The organism is Microbacterium sp. CH-015, assembly GCF_049707015.1.
GTDB classification, from domain to species: Bacteria; Actinomycetota; Actinomycetes; order Actinomycetales; family Microbacteriaceae; genus Microbacterium; species Microbacterium aurum.
Genome location: NZ_JBNAFJ010000003.1, coordinates 99544 through 118218, shown reverse-complemented (window position 1 = coordinate 118218; position 18675 = coordinate 99544). Strand labels below are relative to the sequence as shown.

Here is an 18675-nt window from a genome sequence, read left to right as displayed (position 1 = left end):
GGCGCGGAGGTGGCTCTCACACCCACCGCCGGCGATCTGTTTGCAGGCGCAGGAGGTACGGGTAAACTAGGCATACACCCCCAGATGCTTCGGCTACTGGTTAGAGGGCCCCGCTTCGGCGGGGCCCTCGGAATTCCTGCTCCACTTTCCCGGTCTGCGCACCGTGCCGTGGGCGTCCGAGATCCGGTCGGGCAGCTGCGCGGCTCTCAGGGCCTCGATCGTGACCTGACGATGCAGGTCAAGGCCAAGTTGCTTGAGTTCATTGCTGGCCCGTTTCGGCTCCATGGGTGAGAGCACGCCTATCTTTCGCCGGAACTCCTCCTTGGCGAGCCTGAGCGGCGTCACAAGGTCGGAGTCGTTGCTGACCACGACGTACATGTTGGCTTCGTCGCGAAATGCATCCAACAGGAGGTAGCTGGCCAGCGAGACGTCGGAGCCCTTCTCTTCGGTCTTGCGGACGAGGGCGGACACCGGTTTGCCGTCGCTGCCGTACTGCAACGGATGGAGAGGCATGCGCCGACGGTCGACTCTGAAGTTGCCCAGGTGGACGCTCGTTCGGGGCTGCGCCCTCAACGCTCGGATGTAGGCCTGTTGCCGCTGCGGCGAGTCGACATCGGCCCCCGGTAACGCCTTGATCACCGCGGTGAAGTAGCGGACGCGCAGAATGTCGAATTCCGGGAGCAGGTGACGGCTCAGAGCCTCGAGATCGAGCCACTTGTCCTGCGGTTGCCCTTCGAGAAGCCGTCGGTAGAGATTGAAGCCGTCCACGTAAACCGAAGCCGTGGCCCGGGATGCCGGCGGCTCGCTCACAGCTCTCCTCGGAACGCGCGGTGCTGCAGCGAGGCGAAGAGCGCGTCGAGCTGCGCGGTTCGTGCCTCCGCAGCATGGAGGAGCATGGAGTGGTGCTGTCGAAGCTTCCCATACTCACGCTGAATCGACAGCGGGGGAACGGGAAGCTGGAGCTGTCTGACCTGCGACATGCTGATCCGCGAACGAGTCTGGCCGTGAGCCAGCAGGCCGGCCTGTCCTACGACTGTTCTCATGTTCAACGCGTCCACGATATATTCCCGCGTCGATCGATTCCCGTCCACCCGCACCTGGACGCAGTCGGCTTTGTTGATCGCAGGACCGATGTTGTCGGGGACGGCAGCGGCGCGGAGGATGGGATCGCCGAGAGTCCCGACGACGATGTCCTGGACGTCCAGTTCGTGCCGCTTGGGGCGTTGGAAGTGCTCTCTTGAGATGTAGGCCTTGTCGTCGTCAAGGAACTCGCCGACACCGATGTTCTTCAAGCGGACGACACGGACGCCATCTTCCACATAGTGCGAAGATTTGAGGTTGCTGCCGAACGGGCCGTCGCTGATTTTCGTCGCGATGTCCCCGAGGGTCGAGACTTCCCACCCGTGCGGATTCAATAGAGGATCGCCGAACATCGAGATGAAGAGGGACTCCGTGGCGGATTTCGCGGTCGCCCTCGCGGCCGTCGCATGGCCGCGGAGGGCGTCAGCCTCGTCGAGGATCGCGGCGATCCGGCGCTGCTCGGGGAGGGGCGGGAGAGGGATACGAGCGCGGTATGCGTCTTCGCGGTTGAGGCCCGGCACGGCCGCAGACTTGTTCATCCGATCGAGTCCGACGTTGTGCAATGTCCAGTAGAGCCATCGCAGATCGAAATCGCGCCGGGGCGAGACGTAATAGGCCGTATCGATAGGCCAACAGCCATCGGGAGCCCACGTCAGAGAACCGATCGAGCCCTTTCGGCCGACGACCAGCGTCGGCGATTCGACTACGGCGTCGGCGTGAGTTCCAACGACCCCACCCGACCCGACGACGGGATATCGGCCCTCGATTCGATCACCTGACTTGAGTGCCTTGCCGTACATGAGCTCGACCACATCCCCCAGGGGCACCGTCTCCCAGGTCACGCGAGCATCTCCCGCAGGCGCTTCAGCCCGTCCTGGATCTGGACCTCGAGCGCGTCGAGTTCGTCGAGGATCTCGGACGGGGAGCGGTGCTCGACCTCCTCGATCTCGATCTCCTTATAGCGGTTCAGCGAGAGGTCGTAGCCGTTGTCGACGATCTCCTGTCTGGGCACCATGAAGCTCTGATCAGTGCGCGCGCGGGTGGACTCGGCATCCTGGTTCTGCCAGCGAGCGAGAACGTCGGGCAGGTCGTTCGCCTCGATCGGGGTGCGCTTGTCGTCGAGGGTCATGCCGTCGGCGCGCACGTCGTAGAACCACACGTGGTCCGTTCCGCCCGAGGAGGTCTTGGTGAAGAGCAGGATCGCCGTCGACACCCCGGTGTACGGCTTGAACGTGCCCGACGGCAGCTTGATCACCGCATCGAGCTTGTGGTCATCGACCAGCATCCGACGCACGGCCTTGTGCGCGTTGCTCGACCCGAAGAGGACTCCCTCGGGGACGATCACCGCGGCTCGGCCGCCGTTGCGCAGCATCCGCACCATCAGCACGAGGAAGAGCAGCTCGGTCTTGCGCGTCTTCACGACCTTCTGCAGATCCTTCGACACGGTCTCGTCGTCGAGCGACCCGGCGAAAGGCGGATTGGCGAGCACCAGCGTGAACTCATCGAGGCCGGGATGCCCCTCCGACAGCGAGTCCGCGCGCTCGATCGTGGGATTCTCGACGCCGTGCAGCAACATGTTCATGCTCGCGATCCGCGCCATCGCGGCGTCGGAGTCGTACCCGGTGAACATCGGGCCGTTGAAATGCGCGCGAGCGGCGGCATCCGTCCAGATCTCGGGATGCTGCGCACGCAGATACTCCTCGGCGGCGACGAGGAAGCCGGCGGTGCCCACGGCGGGGTCGATGATGCGGTCGTCGGGCCGCGGCTGCTGCATGTCGACCATCAGCTGGATGATGTGCCGAGCCGTGCGGAACTGGCCGTTCGTGCCGCTCGTCGACAGCTTCATGAGCATGTACTCGTAGATGTCGCCCTTGGTGTCACGGTCGTCCATCGGGATCTCCCCGAGCAGATCGACGACCTTCGTCAGCAGCGCCGGCGTCGGAATCGTGAAGCGCGCGTCCCGCATGTTGCGGGCGTAGCTCGAGCCCTCGGCGCCGAGACGGCGCAGCCACGGGAAGACGTGCTCCGAGACGACCTCGAACATCTCCGCCGGGGCGAAGTTCGTGAACACGCTCCAGCGGAGGTCGCGGTACGGCCGCCGACCGGGCAGTTCGCCGTCGAACCCGTCCGGAAAGACCGGGTCGTTGATCTCCTCGCCGAACCGGGCGGCCTTCAGCTCGGCCTTCGTGTGCAGCTCGTCGAGGCGCTTGATGAACAGGAGGTACGTGATCTGCTCGATCACCTCCACGGGATTGGCGATGCCTCCCGACCAGAAGGCATCCCACACCCTGTCGACCTGACGCTTGAGCTCACCCGTGACCACAGGACCACGGTAGTTGGTCGACGCCCGGCCGCTGACACTGCCCGCGCCGACGCTCTCGCGGGCAGGATGGACTCATGAGCATCGCCGCCCGCACCGCTGTCATCGTCGACGCCGTCCGCACTCCCTCGGGCCGGGGCAAACCCGGTGGCGCGCTCAGCGGCATCCATCCCGTCGATCTGGCGGCACACGTGCTTCGCGTGACGCTCGAGCGCAACGGCCTGGAGTCATCGCAGATCGACGACGTGCTGCTCGGCTGCGTGAGCCAGGTGGGCGAGCAGACGATGAACATCGCCCGGCAGGCAGTGCTCGCAGCCGGGTTCGACGAGCGCGTCCCCGCGACGACGATCGACCGGCAGTGCGGGTCGAGCCAGCAGGGCGCCCACTTCGCCGCGCAGGGCGTGATGGCGGGGCAGTACGACATCGTCATCGCCGGTGGCATCGAGTCGATGAGCCGGGTGCCGCTGGGTATCGCGGCATCCGTCGCGGGGTCGCCGTTCTCGCCGGCCCTGCACGAGCGCTATCCTGCCGGACTCGTCAACCAGGGCGTGTCGGCGGAGCTGATCGCCTCCCGGTGGGACCTGTCCCGGGAGACCCTGGATGCCTTCGCCGCCGAGTCCCACCGGCGTGCCGCCGACGCCGCCGCGCAGGGACGCTTCGCCTCGCAGCTGCTCCCGGTGCCGACGGATGCCGGAGAGTTCGCCGTCGACGAGACCGTGCGCCCGGCGACCACCGAGGCGGGGCTGTCGGGCCTCGCGCCCGCGTTCCGCACCGACGCGCTCGCCGAGCGCTTCCCCGAGCTCGACTGGCGAATCACCCCGGGGAACTCCTCGCCGCTGACCGATGGCGCATCCGCCGTGCTCATCATGAGCGAGCAGAAGGCGATCGAACTCGGCCTCACGCCGCGGGCGCGGTTCCACGCGTTCGCCGTCGTCGGCGATGATCCGCTGATGATGCTGACGGGACCGATACCCGCGACGCGTCGCATCCTGGAGCGCAGCGGGCTGGGCATCGAGGACATCGACGCGTACGAGGTCAACGAGGCGTTCGCGTCGGTGCCGCTCGCCTGGGCCGCCGAGGTCGGGGCGGATGCCGCCAAGCTGAACCCCTGGGGAGGAGCGATCGCGCTGGGTCACGCGCTCGGATCCAGCGGCACGCGGCTGCTCGGCACGCTGCTCGCGCATCTTGAAGCCACCGGTGGCCGTTACGGGTTGCAGACCATGTGCGAGGGCGGCGGCATGGCGAATGCGACCATCATCGAGCGCCTGTGATGACGGGTGACGCGCCGGCCATGCCGGTGACGTGGCGGCCCCGCCGGTGACACGATGAAGGCATGACTGAGTACGAGACCATCCTCACCGAGCAGCGCGGCCGCGTCGGGTGGATCACGCTGAATCGGCCCGAGACGCTCAACGCCCTGAACTCGCAGGTGATGCGCGACGTCGTCGCCGCGGCGGAGGCGTTCGACGCCGATGAGGGCGTCGGCGCGATCGTCGTGACCGGCAGCGAGCGCGCGTTCGCCGCCGGCGCCGACATCAAGGAGATGGCCGACAAGACCGGCCGCGAGATGATCATGGGCGACCACTTCGGCGCGTGGGCGCGGTTCGCCGATGTCCGCACGCCGGTCATCGCCGCCGTCTCGGGCTACGCGCTGGGCGGCGGGTGCGAGCTCGCCATGATGTGCGACATCATCCTCGCGGCCGACACCGCCCGGTTCGGCCAGCCCGAGGTCAACCTCGGCGTCATTCCGGGCATGGGTGGCACGCAGCGCCTGATCCGCGCGGTCGGCTACTACAAGGCCGCCGAGCTGATCCTGACCGGGCGCGTGATGGATGCCGCGGAGGCCGAGCGTGCGGGCCTGGTGTCGCGGGTCGTCCCGGCATCCGATCTGCTCGACGACGCCCAGCGCACCGCGGAGACCATCGCGTCGAAGTCGCTGCCGAGCGTGTTCGCCGCGAAGGCGGCGCTGGATGCCGCAATGGAGTCGCCGCTCGCCGAAGGCCTGCGGTTCGAGCGGCACGTGTTTGCGGCGCTGTTCGACACGGCAGACCAGAAGGAGGGCATGGCCGCCTTCCGCGAGAAGCGGGAGCCGCGCTTCACTCAGCGGTGATCTCGACGTCGTCGGCGCGAGCGCGCCGGATGACGAGGCGCAGTTCGGCATCGCCCACGCGCAGACGCTCGCGGGGAACGAGCGCCTCGCTCAGAATCGGTCATTCGTACTCCTCCTTCCCACCGATCCGAGTTCACCGCCACTCCGAGAATGACGCTCAGTGTCACCCGATGCGAGACTGAGTCGCATCTCCTAGACTGATCCCATCCCGAAGGAGAACCGATGAAGATCGTGGTGCTGGTCAAAGAAGTCCCCGACACCTATGGCGACCGCAAGCTGAACCTCGAGACCGGTCTCGCCGACCGTGCCGCCTCCGAGCGGGTGCTCGACGAGATCGGCGAGCGCGCCCTCGAGGTGGCGCTGTCGTACGCCGACGCGAACCCCGGCACCGAGGTCACGGTCGTGTCGATGGCGCCCGAGGAGTCGGCCGCGACGATCCGCAAGGGACTCGCGATGGGCGCGGCATCCGCTCTCCAGGTCGTCGATCCGGCCCTCGCCGGGGCCGACCTCGGCGTCACGGCGCGCGTGCTCGCCGCGGCCGTGCAGCGGGCGGGTTTCGACCTCGTGATCACCGGCAACCTCTCCACCGACGGCGCCGGCGGCGTCATTCCGGCCATGGTCGCCGAGCACCTTGGCGTGCCGCAGGCCACCGCACTGTCGGCGGTCACGATCGGCGAGACGGAGGTGTCGGGCACCCGCGCCACCGACGCCGGCGCCGCACAGGTGACCGCGACCCTGCCCGCCGTCATCTCGATCACCGAAGCGCTGCCCGACGCCCGGTTCCCCAACTTCAAGGGGATCATGGCGGCGAAGAAGAAGCCGTTCGAGACGGTGTCGCTCGCCGACCTCGACGTCGACGTCGACCCGGCATCCGCCCCGCAGTCGATCATGACCGCCGTGAGCGAGAAGCCGCCCCGCGGAGCCGGCATCAAGATCACCGACGAGGGGGATGCCGGCGAGAAACTCGCCGCGTACCTCATCGAGAACCGTCTGGCCTGAGGAGAGAGTCGTCATGGTTGATTTCGCTTCGGACTCGATCCTCGTCCTGCTGGACGTCACGCCCGCCGGTGAGCTCGCCAAGTCGTCCGCGGGCCTTCTCGGCGCCGCCGCCGGCGTCGGCACACCGGTGGCCCTCATCGTCGCCGGGGAGTCCGCGCACGCGGACCTCGTCGCCGCGGCGGGCGAGCTCGGCGCTGCCGTCGTGCTCACGGCGGGCCTCGGTGGCGCCGACACCGCCCTCACGGTGCCGCTCGTCGATGCGCTGGCCGCGGCATCCGCCCTCGTCCGCCCCGACGCCGTGCTCGTTTCGAACTCGATCGAGGGCCGCGACGTCGCCGGCCGGTTCGCGGTGCGCTCGCGCTCCGCGCTCTGCGTCGACGCCGTCGGCGTGAGCCGCGACGACGAAGGCGTGCTCGCGCAGCACTCCGTCTACGGCGGGGCGTACAACGTGACGTCGGCGGCGACGTTCGGCGCCCCCGTGATCACGGTGCGTCAGGGGGCCGTCGACGCCCGCGCCGACGCCGTCGCCACCCCCGTCGTCCAGGCGCTCGAGGTCGCCGCGTCGGGTGCGCCAGCGGCGACCATCACCGGATTCGAGGCGGAGGTCGCGGCATCCTCCCGCCCCGAGCTGCGCGGAGCGGCGAAGGTCGTGTCGGGCGGCCGCGGACTCGGCTCGGCCGAGAAGTTCGCGCTCGTCGAACAGCTCGCCGACGTGCTCGGCGCCGCCGTCGGCGCGTCGCGCGCCGCGGTGGATGCCGGGTACATCCCGTACTCGCACCAGGTCGGGCAGACGGGCGTCTCGGTCGCGCCGCAGCTGTATGTCGCTCTCGGCATCTCGGGGGCGATCCAGCACAAGGCCGGCATGCAGACGGCGAAGACGATCGTCGCGATCAATAAGGACGGCGATGCGCCGATCTTCGGGATCGCCGACTACGGCATCGTGGGCGACGTGTTCCAGGTCGTCCCGCAGCTGATCGCCGCGCTCGAGGCGAAGAAGGCGTAATGGCGTCGTCGGGGTCGGGGTCGGGGTCCGCGCTGCGGCGCGGTCTGCCGCGCGTGCCCGGCGGCGAGCCGTGGCCGCCCGCGGGCGTTGCGCCGGCGGGCGCGGTTCCCGCGGGCGTTGCGCCGGCGGGCGCGGCATCTCCCGCAGGCGCGGCGCCGGCAGCATCCATCCCCATTGAGGTGGCGCAATCGGTGGCTTCGGCGCCCGCGAACCCGCAGATCACGCCACCCGAATCCGATGCCGCGGCATCCGCCCCTGTTCAGGTGGCGCATTCCGTGGGAATGGAGCCCGCGTTCCCGCGTGTCGCGCCACCTGAATCGAGGACGGCGCTGCGGCGCGGCCTGCCCCGCGTGCCCGGCGGCGAGCCGTGGCCGCCCGAGGGCGTTGCGCCGGCGGGCGCGGTGCCCTCGGCGTCCGCCACCGTTGAGGTGGCGCAATCGGTGGCTTCGGCGCCCGCGAACCCGCAGATCACGCCACCTGAATCGGATGCCGCGGCATCCGCCCCTGTTCAGGTGGCGCATTCCGCGGGAATGGAGCCCGCGTTCCCGCGTGTCGCGCCACTTGAGTCGGCGACGGCGCTGCGGCGCGGTCTGCCCCGCGTGCCCGGGGGCGAGCCGTGGCCGCCCGAGGGGCTCGCCACCGCCGCGGTGGCAGATGTGGCCACGTCTGCGGGCGGGGCATCGGAGTCGCAGCAGAACGTGGCACGGGTGCCGGATGCCGGGACGCCCGCACCCGCCGCCGAAACCACACCCGCCGCGCCCGCCGCGCCCGCGGCACCCGCCGCGCCCGCCGCACCCGCCGCCGCGACCCCCGCCGTCGCAGAGCCGGCGGGGCCGCGCGCGCCGCTGCCGTTCACGCGCAGCGTCTGGCCGGGACGGGCCGCGACCCACCGACCGGCGCCGCGCCCCGAGCCGGCCCGGATCGGTCCCTTCACCAAGGCGCAGTGGGCTGGAGCGGTCGTCGTCGGCGGCCTCGGACTGCTGTTCGCGGCGGCGATGGCGGTACTGTTCGTGCGGTTCCTCCTGAGCCTCGACGCCATGCAGGACTTCCTCGCGACCTACCCCGGGGAGTACCACCTGCCCGACGCGGCTCCCGTCGGCATCCCGGCGTGGCTCGGGTGGCAGCACTTCTTCAACGCCTTCCTGATGGTGCTGATCATCCGCTCGGGTCTCACGATCCGCCGCGAGAAGCGCCCCGCCGTGTTCTGGGCGCCGAAGAACAACCCCAAGGGCAAGACGAGTCTCACGATCTGGTTCCACCAGGCGCTGGACATCTTCTGGCTCGTCAACGGCGTGGTCTTCGTTGTGCTGCTGTTCGTCACGGGGCAGTGGATGCGGATCGTGCCGACGAGCTGGGAGGTCTTCCCCAACGCCCTCTCGGCGGCGCTGCAATATGTGTCGCTCGACTGGCCCACCGAGAACGGATGGGTCAACTACAACTCGCTGCAGCAGGTCGCGTACTTCTCGACGGTGTTCCTCGCCGCGCCGCTCGCGGCGATCTCCGGATACCGGATGAGCGGCATGTGGCCCAAGGGTAACGCGAAGCTCAGCGCGGCGTACCCGATCGAGTGGGCGCGGAAGATCCACTTCCCGGTGATGCTGTACTTCGTCGTGTTCATCGTCATCCACGTCGCGCTCGTCCTGGCGACGGGGGCGCTGCGCAACCTCAACCACATGTACGCCGCGCAGGGGTCGGTGGATCCGACCGCCTACGCCGACAACTGGACCGGGTTCTGGATGTTCGTGCTGTCGCTCGTGGCCATCGCCGCCGCGTGGGTCGCGGCGCGCCCCCTCGTGCTCGCGCCGGTGGCTCGGCTGTTCGGCACCGTCAGCGGACGCTGACCCGCCCGATCACGGCCGCTGACCCGCCCGATCACGGGCGCTGACCCACCCGATCACCCCGCGCTGACCCGCCCCGGATCAACGCGCGCTGACCCGCTCGATCAGCGAACGAAGCGGACTTCGGTGAGGGTCTCGCCGAGGAACGGCTCGGTGTGGCTCGCGCCGTCCAGCGTGAAGCCGTTGCGCGTGTAGAAGCGGTGCGCGCGGGGGTTGTCCTCGGCCACCCAGAGGTAGAGCTCCTCGCCGGCGTCGACCGCGGCATCGAACAGGCGCTGGCCGGTCCCGGTGCCGTGGAAGGCGTCGAGCAGGTAGATGAAGTACAGCTCGCGCGCCCGCGGGGCGTCGCGATCGCGGGCAGGGCCCGAGCCGACGAACCCGACGATCTCGCCGCCGGACAGTGCCGCGAACATGCGGAAGTCGGGTCCCTGCACGGCCCAGTGCGTCCACAGCTCCGCCAGACGCTTGGGGGAGACGTTCTCGAGCGCCGCCGTGCTGATCAGGTGGTCGTACGTCTCGTGCCAGCACGTCGCGTGCACCCGCCCGAGGGCCTCGGCATCCACGTCGCGCACCGGACGGACGACGATGTCGGTCTGTGCTGTGGGTTCGATGGTGGCTTCCATGGCCAGACTCTACGTCCGGGCTCTGCAAACGCGAAATCGGCCGAAACGGCGTCGACGACGGATGCCGGGTAGCATCGCCGTTCGTGAATGTGTGGTGGCGGACCCTGCTGACGATCTGGCGTGCGAAGGTGCTGCTGCGGCGGCGCGGACCCATCCCTCCGGACAGCGTCGGGCGGGTGCGGCTGCGCACGCTCCCCACCGACCTCGACCTGCTGGGGCACATGAACAACGGCCGGTACGCGTCGCTGTTCGACCTGGGCCGGTTCGACCTGCTGATCCGCACCGGCATCTGGGATGCCATGAACGCGGAGGGCTGGTACGCGGTTGTGGCCAGCGAGACCGTGACCTTCCGGAAGTCGCTGCAGCTGTGGCAGCGGTTCACCGTCGAGTCCCGGCTGTACGGGCACGATGACAAGGCGGTCTACCAGATCCACCGCGCCGTGGTCGACGGGGAGATCTACGCCGAGATGATCGTGCGCGCCCGGTTCCTCCGCCGCACCGGCGGCGTCGTCAACACCGCGGAGCTCTTCGAGGCGCTGCACCGCCCCGACAACCTGCCTCCCCTGCCGCAGTGGATCGTGGACTGGGCCGCGGGCGCTGCCCTGCCGTCGACGAAGGCGCCGGCGCCGAGCATCTGGGAGTGAGGCGGCGGCAGCGGGTGCCGCTACCCTTGGCCTCGTGCTGACCGTCCTCGCCCGCGCCGCCCGGCTGCTCGGCGCGCACTGGCCGGCCCTGCTGGCATGGATCCTCGGCGGGACGCTCGTGCACTTCCTCGCGCTGAAACTCGCCGCGTTCGTCGGGGCGGGGAGCGCGGTCGGCGGCATCCTGCTGCTGCCGATCGCCGCGCTCGCCCTGCTGGTCGCCTACGTCGCCATGCTCCTCGTCGTCCGGGAGGGGATGCCTGCGCTCGGAGCGATCGCGCCGCTTCCGGACACCGCCCGCGAGCGGCGTGCGGCTTTCCTGGACGGCGTCCTCGGCGGCATCCTGCCCTTCGTGGCGTTCTATGCGGCGTGGGGATTCATCGCCGACGACGTCACCGCGTACATCAACGACGCGACCCAGTGGAGCTTCTGGTGGGGGATCGAGGCCGCGACGAAGCTCGAGGATTACGACTCCGCGGGTCGGATCACCGACCTCGGCCTGAACGCGACGACGATCGGCATCGTCGTGATCGCCTTCGCGGCGCGGTGGGCGTTCCAGCGCTACCGCACGCGCCTGCCGCGCGGGGCGACGCGGACCGTGCTCGGCATCGTCGCGGTGTACCTCGAGGTGCTGTGGGTCTATCTCGCGGCGTACGTCGTCACGGATCTCCTGGCGCTGGTGACCGACTGGGTGGAGAGCCGGCAGGCCATGGTGTGGCTCGGTGATTTGCGCACGGGCCTCACCGGATGGCTGACGCCGTTCGGGGTCCTGTGGGACGGCGTCGAGTGGTTCCTCGGCGAGGCGGGCGGCATCATCCTGCTGCCGGTGGCCTGGCTCACCATCGCCGGCGTCGTGTACGGCCAGGCGGTCAAGGCCGAGGCACCGCGGCTCTCGGGCGCCGTGGTCACCGCCGCGCGCACGCGCTACGCGTCGGTGCCCACGCGCATCCGTCGCCGGCTCGGCGACTTCTGGCAGTCCCTCACCGCGCCGTTCCGCTCGATCGGTGCCGCGCTGGTGCTGATGTGGCGCGCGGGGGCGGTGCTCATCGCGTCGTACATCCTGCTGTTCGCCATCGTCGAGTTCGCCGAGCAGTGGATGCTGGTGGGCGCGGGCCGGGCCATCGGCCCGCACGACGTGGCCTCGTTCTGGCTGCCGATGTCGGTCGGCCTCGTCGCCGCCGCGGCCGTGCTGACCGAGCCGGTGCGCGTCGCGATCATCGCGGCGACCTACGACGGTGCGCTCGCGTCGCTGCGCCCCGCGTCATCCGCCGGTCAGGTCGACGTCGAACCGCAGGTCGACGACGGTCCCGTCGCGCATGACGCTCATGGTGACGACGAAGGGACCGCTCGCGTCGGCGTTCAGGAGGAACGGCGCCGCGAAGTCGACGGCAGCGCCCGTCTCTGAGCGGCACGTCTCCTGCTGACCGGCGCCGGGCGTCCACCCCAGCACGAGACTCGCGACCCGCCAGGTGCGCCCCGTCGCAACCTCCGTGATCGTCGCGCCCTGGCAGCTCGTCGTCTCCACGGGGTGCGCCACCGGCACCGTCACGAGCACGGGCTGCGCCCCGGCCGGCACGTCGAGACCGTCGTCGTCGAGCGGCTGCAGGCGGGCCGGGCCGAAGCGGGCGCCGTCGACGGTCGTGCTCGTGCCGGCATCCACCGCCTGCTGCGGGTTGCGCGTCGTGCCGAACTCGATCGTGTCGAGCGCGAGCCAACTGGCGGGCACGAGGACCGCAAGAGCGACGAGCGCGACGGCGTTGCGGCGCCACCACCCGGCGCCCGGCACGCTCACGGTGCCGCCCCGTCCGCCGGGTCTGCCCAGGCGAGGCTCGGCAGCTCGATCTCGGCCTCGTACGCGAGCGCGCCGAAGTCGACGGGCAGGTCGATGACCGAGTCGGCGGTGCCGTCCGACATCGCCAGATGCAGGATGCCGCGCTCCTCGGTGATCGTGGCGGGCAGCTCGAACGCGACCGTCCCGGTGCGCGCGCCGGCCAGGAACAGCCCCGCCCGCCGCAGGCTCGCGTCGTGGTCGTAGAAACCTGGGCGCTCGCTCGCCGTGTAGGTCACCTCGCCCACCTCGATCCAGACGTCGGTGAGCGCGGCGGGTGATTCGGTGCGCACCGCCCAGGCGTCGAGGTCGACCACGAGCCAGGTGCCCTCCGCGAACCAGCCGCCGGTGGTGACGCGGTCGGCGAGCGTGAGGCTGTGCACCGTGACCCCGAGGTTGCGCCCCTCCGCGGGAGTGCCGACGGTCGCGGCGACGGGGAAGGGGTCGCTCAATCGCTCCTCGCCGTCCGGCGTGCCGCGGGCGACGAACCACGCGCCGATCAGCAGCACGGCCGCGACGGCCGCCGACAGCCACCGGCTCATCCTGCCGCCCCCGCTCCGACGTCCTCGATCTCCACGCTGACGTGCGCGGCCGGTTCCGGCGTGCCCCAGTAGTCGCCCGAGAAGAGCATCTGGCCGTGCTCCAGTGCGGCATCCTTCAGCACGACGGTGAGCTCCTCGCCGTCGCGGTACGCGGTGCCGGGGATGACCCAGCTGAAGGCGATGAGCGCGGGCACCCCGGGCTGCAGCACCGGGTCGAGGGTCTGGTCGTCCTCCCGGACGATGCCGTCGGCGACCGCGCCGTCGCCGGCGAGCACCACGTTGCGCCGGTAGGTCGCATCGAGCAGCCCCGCGAAGGCCGACGCGATCGCCGGCTCGCTCCAGCGGTTCTCCATCCGCACGAGGAGCACGAGCAGGCGCTCGCCCTTGTCGGCGTCGGGGAACGCCCCCGACCCGCTGAGACGATCGATGAGGACGGCGCGCTCGACCGTCATCGCCAGCTGCGCGCCGGTGTGGGTCTCGCCGACGGCGAGCTGTTCGAGCGGCTTCTCCTCCGCCGCGACGGGCGCGAGCCCGCCGAAGGCGGCCGTGACGGCCAGGAACAGGCCTGTGCCGATCGCGGCGAACCACTTCGTCGGCACCCGGTCGGTCGCCGCCTGCAGGCGCGCGAATCGGGAGCGCGGGGCGCCCGTCGCGGGTCCGTTCGGCGGTGGCGTGCTCACGCGTTCAGGGTAGCGGGGCGGGCGAAGGCCTCGGCGATGGCCTCGCGGACGAGGCGGATGCCGGGGCGCGGCGTGGCCCCGCGGCGCTCCGCCGTGAAGATCTCGCGCACGGGTGAACCCGGCAGATCGGTCAGCGCGATCCCGTCCGCCTGCGGGCGCCGGCCCGCCCACAGCAGGTCGGGCAGCAGGCCGACGGCGTGTCCGGCGGCGATGAGCTGCACGTGCGCGGCGAGGTCGGCGAGCTCGAACCGCACATCGGGCTCGAACCCGGCGGCGCGGCACTGCTGCACCGCCCATTCGCGCGCCGCGGTGCCGCGCGGCTCCATGACCCACGCACGGTCCGCGAGCATCGACAGCTCCACCCGCCCACCGCGGGCGCCCGCCCCGGCGCGGTCGGCGTCCGCCCCGGCCGCCGCGCCGCCGGCGGTCGCGATGCGGATCGGGTCGGTGCCGAGCGTCCGGCGCTCGAGTCCGCTGCGATGCTCGCGGGTGAGGCCCGGGTACTGCTCCGCGATCGCGAGGTCGAAGCCCCGGGCGGCCAGCTCGAACAGTCCCTCCTCCGGCGGGACCTCGGCCAGTTCCACCCGCAGTCGCGGCGCGCGCTCGGCGAGCAGCGTCAGCGCCGCCGGCATGACGGTGCGCGCCGCTGTCTGCAGCACGGCGACCCGCACGGGGGCGATGCCCGGCTGCAGGGCCTCGAGCTCGGCGCGGATCTGCTCGTCGGCCTCCAGCGCCCGCGCGGCGTGGGCGGCGAGCGCCGCGCCGTGCTCGGTGAGCCGCACCCGCCGACCCTCCGGCACGAGCAGCGGCACCCCGGCATCCCGCTCGAGTTGCGCGAGTTGCTGCGAGATCGTGGACGGGCTGTACGAGAGCGCCTCCGCGACGGCGGCGAGGGTGCCCCGCTGGGCCAGCTCGTGCAGCAGGCGCAGCCGGCGCAGCTCGAACACGGGTCACGTCCTCTCTCGCGAACCATCGGTGAAACCGAACGGTATCCGTCACGGATCATCGCTTTTGTCGAATCGTACCCGTGCCGCACCCTGTACGGATGGAGACGGTGCACTCTGGTGATGTGACTGACGCAACTGCACGCGCGGCCGAGGCCATCGAGCTCGCTCGCCGCTGGGTCGACGAGTCCGCGGCCGCCGACGTGGACCCTGCCGCGCAGAAGCTGGCGGGAGTGCTGAAAGACCCCAACGGGCTGCCGTTCACGATCGGCTTCGTCGACGGCGTGATGCGTCCGGAGTCGCTCGTGGCCGCGGCATCCAACCTGCGCCGCGTCGCCCCGCTCGTGCCGGAGTTCCTGCCCTGGTACCTGCGCGCCGCGGTGCGCGCCGGCGGCGCCGTCGCCCCCGCCCTGCCGAGCCCGGTCGTGCCGATCGCCCGACGGGTGCTGCGCGAGATGGTGGGCCACCTCATCGTCGACGCCCGTCCCGACAAGCTCGGCCCCGCCCTCGCCGCCCTGCGACAGCCTCAGGGCCGGGGCCTGAACGGCGCACGGTTGAACCTGAACCTCCTCGGCGAGGCGGTCCTCGGCGAACGGGAGGCGCTGCGCCGGCTCGAGGGCATCCACGACCTCATCCGTCGCGACGACGTCGACTACGTCTCGGTCAAGGTGTCGGCCATCGTCAGCCACATCTCCATGTGGGCGTTCGACGAGGTCGTCGACACGGTCGTCGAGCGGCTGCTGCCGCTGTACCTGACGGCATCCGCCACGGGCACCTTCATCAACCTCGACATGGAGGAGTACCGCGACCTCGACCTGACGATCGCGGTGTTCACGCGCATCCTCGAAGACCCGCGGCTGCAGCGGCTCGAAGCCGGCATCGTGCTGCAGGCGTACCTGCCCGATGCGCTGCCGGCGCTGCAGCAGCTGACGGCGTGGGCGCAGCAGCGCGTCGCCACCGGCGGCGCACGCATCAAGGTGCGCCTCGTGAAGGGCGCGAACCTCGCGATGGAGCGGGTGGATGCCGTCATGCACGACTGGCCGCTGGCGACGCACGCGTCGAAGCTCGACTCCGACGCCAGCTACCTGCGCTGCCTCGACATCGCGCTGCAGCCGGAGCACACCGCGGCGGTGCGGATCGGCGTCGCCGGCCACAACCTGTTCGACATCGCCTACGCCTGGCTGCTCGCCGGTGACCGGGGCGTCCGCGACGCGATCGAGTTCGAGATGCTGCTCGGCATGGCCCAGGGGCAGGTGCAGGCCGTCTCCCGCGAGGTGGGGCACGTCCTGCTCTACGTGCCGGTGGTGCGTCCCGACGAGTTCGACGTCGCGATCAGCTACCTCGTGCGGCGGCTGGAGGAGAACGCCTCGAGCGAGAACTTCCTCTCCGCCGCCTTCGATCTGCACTCCGACCCTGGCCTGTTCGCGCGCGAGCGCGACCGGTTCCTCGCCTCGCTCGAGCGCGCCGCCGACCCGGCGCTGCCCGTCGGCCCCAACCGCACGCAGGACCGGCTCCCCGCCGCGTCCGCGGCGGGGAGCGCTGCCGGGGCTGACGCTGACGGCGCCGCGGACACCGGCGACGACACCCGCACCCGCACCCGCCGCCCCGCCGACACCGCACTGACCCAGGTCGTCCTGGACCTCGCCCGCGGCAGCGGCGACGACGAGGAGGGAGGCGTCGCGGTGTTCGGCGGCGCCGAGGTCGTCGAGACCGCCGTCTTCGCCCCCCGCGAGCTCCCCGGTGGCGACCCGCGCACGCTCGGCGCCCCCGGGTTCGCGAACGCCCCCGACTCCGACCCGGCCCTGCCGGCCAACCGGGAGTGGGCGGCGGAGGTCGTCGCGCGTGTCGAGACCTCGACGGCGGGGGATGCCGCGATCAGCGCCGCCCGCATCGACGACCCGGCCGTCCTGGAGGAGACCGTCGCGCGGGTCCGCACCGCGGGCCAGTCGTGGGGCGCCCGACCCGCGGCGGAGCGCTCTGACGTGCTGAAAGCGGTCGCCCGCGCGCTGGAGGCCCGGCGCGGCGAGCTCATCGAGGTCGCGGCGAGCGAGACCGGCAAGGTGTTCGCCGAAGCGGACGTCGAGGTCAGCGAGGCCGTCGACTTCGCGAACTACTACGCCGCCACCGCGCGCGAGCTCGACCGCGTCAGCGGCGCGGTGTTCGTGCCCGCGCGGCTGACCGTGGTCACCCCGCCCTGGAACTTCCCCGTCGCGATCCCCGCCGGCGGCGTGCTCGCCGCGCTCGCCGCCGGATCGGGCGTCGTCTTCAAGCCCGCGCCGCAGGCGCGCCGCTGCGCGGCCGTCGTCGCGGAGGCGGTCTGGGAGGCGCTGGATGCGACGGGCGTCCCCCGCGACGTGCTCGCCCTCGTCGACGTCGACGAGGGGACGCTCGGGCAGCGCCTGGTGTCGCACCCCGAGGTCGACCGGGTCATCCTCACCGGCTCGTGGGAGACCGCGCAGCTGTTCCGCTCGTGGCGCCCCGACCTGCCGCTGTTGGCGGAGACGAGCGGCAAGAACGCCATGATCGTCATGCCGTCGGCAGATCTCGACCTCGCGGCATCCGATCTCATCAAGAGCGCGTTCGGCCACGCCGGCCAGAAGTGCTCGGCGGCTTCGCTCGCGATCCTCGTCGGGTCGGTCGCCCGCTCCGAGCGCTTCGCCCGCCAGCTGGTCGACGCCGCCGAGTCGCTGCGGGTCGGGCCGCCCTCCGACCCGCTGAGCGAGGTCGGGCCCGTCGTGGAGGTGCCCCGCGGCAAGCTGCAGTGGGCGCTGACGACGCTCGAAGAGGGCGAGCAGTGGCTCGTCGCGCCGCGGGAGGTCAACGATGCGCCGCCGGAGTACGCCGGTCGGCTGTGGCGGCCCGGCATCCGCGTCGGCGTCCGTCCGGGGTCGCGCACCCACCTGGAGGAGTTCTTCGGGCCGATGCTCGGGGTCATGCACGCGAACTCGCTCGCCGAGGCGATCGAGCTGCAGAACGCCGTCGCGTACGGGCTCACCGCGGGGCTGTACACGCAGAGCCCGGCCGACCTCGAGCTGTGGCTCGACCAGGTGCAGGCCGGCAACCTGTACGTCAACCGCGGCATCACCGGCGCGATCGTGCAGCGCCAGCCGTTCGGCGGCTGGAAGCGCTCGTCGGTGGGGGCGGGCACGAAGGCCGGTGGCCCCAACTACCTCGTCGGGCTGGGGTCGTGGCGACCGGCATCGGGCGGCCCGCCGTCGTCGACCCTGCATCTGCGCGGTCTCGACGCGCGCATCACCGACCTCATCGAGGCCGCCCAGTCGTCCCTGGACTACGAGGGTTTCGAGTGGCTGCGCCGCGCCGCGCTGTCGGACGCCGTCGCCTGGAGCCGCGAGTTCGGGCAGGTCAAGGACGTGTCGCAGCTGACCGTCGAGCGGAATCTGTTCCGCTACCGGCCCGTCGAGGTCGCGATCCGTGCGACGCAGGATGCCGCGTGGCCGGCGCTCCTGCGCGTCGTCATCGCCGCCGTGCGTGTGGGCGGCGCTTTCACCGTCAGTGCGCCCGTCGGGCTCCCCGCCGAGGTCCGCCGGGCGCTCAGCGGCCTGGACGTGGCCGTCCACGTCGAGACCGACGACGAGTGGATCGACCGGCTCCGTGTCACCCGCGACTCGGGCACCGCGCCGCGCGTGCGTCTCGTGGGGCCGGCGCCCTCCCGCGACGGCGAGACCGCGGCATCCGTCACGGCACTGCATCGTGCGCTCGCCGAGGCGACCGGCGGCGACCCCGACATCGCCGTCTACGACGGACAGGTGACGACGGCCGGGCGCATCGAACTGCTGCCGTTCCTGCACGAGCAGTCGATCACGATCACCGCGCACCGTTTCGGCAACCCCGATCGCTGGAGCGAGCAGGTCATCTGAGGCGGCCGGTGGCTGGACCCCGTCCAGAAACACCGCCCAGAGAGAAACAAGTTATCTTTCTGGCCTTGAGGTAGCGCGAAGGTCACCATATGAGTGGCGCATCTGGGGAGCGCCGACGGAGACCGGTTCCAGCACGGCAGAGCCGAAGGTCGAAACCGTCAAGACACACCGGGGGGAGTGTCGCTCTGG

15 protein-coding genes are annotated in these 18675 nt (G+C 71.1%); 8 read left to right on the top strand and 7 right to left on the bottom strand.

Annotated features, from left to right (window positions below; all coding sequences use genetic code 11):
• Positions 1-93: 93 nt before the first annotated feature.
• The 3 genes from ACPYN4_RS07090 to ACPYN4_RS07080 are packed head-to-tail and all read right to left on the bottom strand — an operon-like array spanning position 94 to position 3403.
• Positions 94-810 carry an NYN domain-containing protein gene (locus tag ACPYN4_RS07090; protein ID WP_315549592.1) on the bottom strand — a complete coding sequence of 239 codons (717 nt, stop codon included), beginning with the start codon at positions 808-810 and terminating at the stop codon, positions 94-96.
• The gene (locus tag ACPYN4_RS07085; protein ID WP_424445992.1) at positions 807-1922 is read right to left on the bottom strand and encodes a restriction endonuclease subunit S; all 1116 of its coding nucleotides are present in this window, start codon (positions 1920-1922) and stop codon (positions 807-809) included. Before ACPYN4_RS07085 ends, ACPYN4_RS07090 begins: the two co-directional genes overlap by 4 nt.
• Positions 1919-3403: a type I restriction-modification system subunit M gene (locus ACPYN4_RS07080; protein ID WP_076688837.1), complete on the bottom strand. Its 1485-nt coding sequence runs from the start codon at positions 3401-3403 to the stop codon at positions 1919-1921. Before ACPYN4_RS07080 ends, ACPYN4_RS07085 begins: the two co-directional genes overlap by 4 nt.
• Positions 3404-3477: 74 nt before the next feature.
• On the opposite strand from ACPYN4_RS07080, the gene ACPYN4_RS07075 reads away from it, so the two are divergent.
• The 5 genes from ACPYN4_RS07075 to ACPYN4_RS07055 all read left to right on the top strand — a co-directional run bounded on the left by ACPYN4_RS07075 (position 3478) and on the right by ACPYN4_RS07055 (position 9353).
• Positions 3478-4671, top strand: a complete 1194-nt coding sequence (locus tag ACPYN4_RS07075) for a thiolase family protein (protein WP_424445990.1) — start codon at positions 3478-3480, stop codon at positions 4669-4671.
• Positions 4672-4733: 62 nt separating this feature from the next.
• The gene (locus tag ACPYN4_RS07070; RefSeq protein WP_281652482.1) at positions 4734-5510 is read left to right on the top strand and encodes an enoyl-CoA hydratase; all 777 of its coding nucleotides are present in this window, start codon (positions 4734-4736) and stop codon (positions 5508-5510) included.
• Between the two features lie 222 nt (positions 5511-5732).
• A complete protein-coding gene (locus ACPYN4_RS07065; protein ID WP_281652483.1) occupies positions 5733-6509 on the top strand; it encodes an electron transfer flavoprotein subunit beta/FixA family protein in 777 nt (258 codons plus the stop codon).
• Between the two features lie 13 nt (positions 6510-6522).
• Complete coding sequence (locus ACPYN4_RS07060; RefSeq protein ID WP_424445989.1) at positions 6523-7512, top strand: electron transfer flavoprotein subunit alpha/FixB family protein; 990 nt, start codon at positions 6523-6525, stop codon at positions 7510-7512.
• Positions 7512-9353: a cytochrome b/b6 domain-containing protein gene (locus ACPYN4_RS07055; protein WP_424445988.1), complete on the top strand. Its 1842-nt coding sequence runs from the start codon at positions 7512-7514 to the stop codon at positions 9351-9353. Before ACPYN4_RS07060 ends, ACPYN4_RS07055 begins: the two co-directional genes overlap by 1 nt.
• A gap of 101 nt (positions 9354-9454) precedes the next feature.
• Here the strand turns inward: ACPYN4_RS07055 and ACPYN4_RS07050 are convergent, their stop codons facing one another.
• Positions 9455-9973, bottom strand: coding sequence for a GNAT family N-acetyltransferase (locus tag ACPYN4_RS07050; RefSeq protein ID WP_239282015.1), 519 nt, complete (start codon positions 9971-9973; stop codon positions 9455-9457).
• Between the two features lie 83 nt (positions 9974-10056).
• Here ACPYN4_RS07050 and ACPYN4_RS07045 point away from each other — a divergent pair, with 83 nt between their 5' ends.
• Positions 10057-10617, top strand: coding sequence for an acyl-CoA thioesterase (locus ACPYN4_RS07045; protein WP_239282013.1), 561 nt, complete (start codon positions 10057-10059; stop codon positions 10615-10617).
• 34 nt (positions 10618-10651) lie between these two features.
• Entirely contained in the window at positions 10652-12019 is a 1368-nt protein-coding gene (locus tag ACPYN4_RS07040; protein WP_424445987.1) for a hypothetical protein, read from the top strand.
• 383 nt (positions 12020-12402) lie between these two features.
• Here the strand turns inward: ACPYN4_RS07040 and ACPYN4_RS07035 are convergent, their stop codons facing one another.
• From ACPYN4_RS07035 to ACPYN4_RS07025, 3 genes are read right to left on the bottom strand one after another with little or no spacing between them, the layout of a single operon-like run.
• Positions 12403-12984 carry a hypothetical protein gene (locus ACPYN4_RS07035; RefSeq protein ID WP_424445986.1) on the bottom strand — a complete coding sequence of 194 codons (582 nt, stop codon included), beginning with the start codon at positions 12982-12984 and terminating at the stop codon, positions 12403-12405.
• Positions 12981-13664: a hypothetical protein gene (locus ACPYN4_RS07030; protein ID WP_281652535.1), complete on the bottom strand. Its 684-nt coding sequence runs from the start codon at positions 13662-13664 to the stop codon at positions 12981-12983. The genes ACPYN4_RS07035 and ACPYN4_RS07030 overlap by 4 nt, the downstream gene beginning before the upstream one ends.
• Positions 13661-14611 carry a LysR family transcriptional regulator gene (locus ACPYN4_RS07025; protein WP_424445985.1) on the bottom strand — a complete coding sequence of 317 codons (951 nt, stop codon included), beginning with the start codon at positions 14609-14611 and terminating at the stop codon, positions 13661-13663. Before ACPYN4_RS07025 ends, ACPYN4_RS07030 begins: the two co-directional genes overlap by 4 nt.
• A 98-nt stretch (positions 14612-14709) precedes the next feature.
• On the opposite strand from ACPYN4_RS07025, the gene ACPYN4_RS07020 reads away from it, so the two are divergent.
• Positions 14710-18486: a proline dehydrogenase family protein gene (locus ACPYN4_RS07020; RefSeq protein ID WP_424445984.1), complete on the top strand. Its 3777-nt coding sequence runs from the start codon at positions 14710-14712 to the stop codon at positions 18484-18486.
• The last annotated feature ends 189 nt before the right edge of the window (positions 18487-18675 follow it).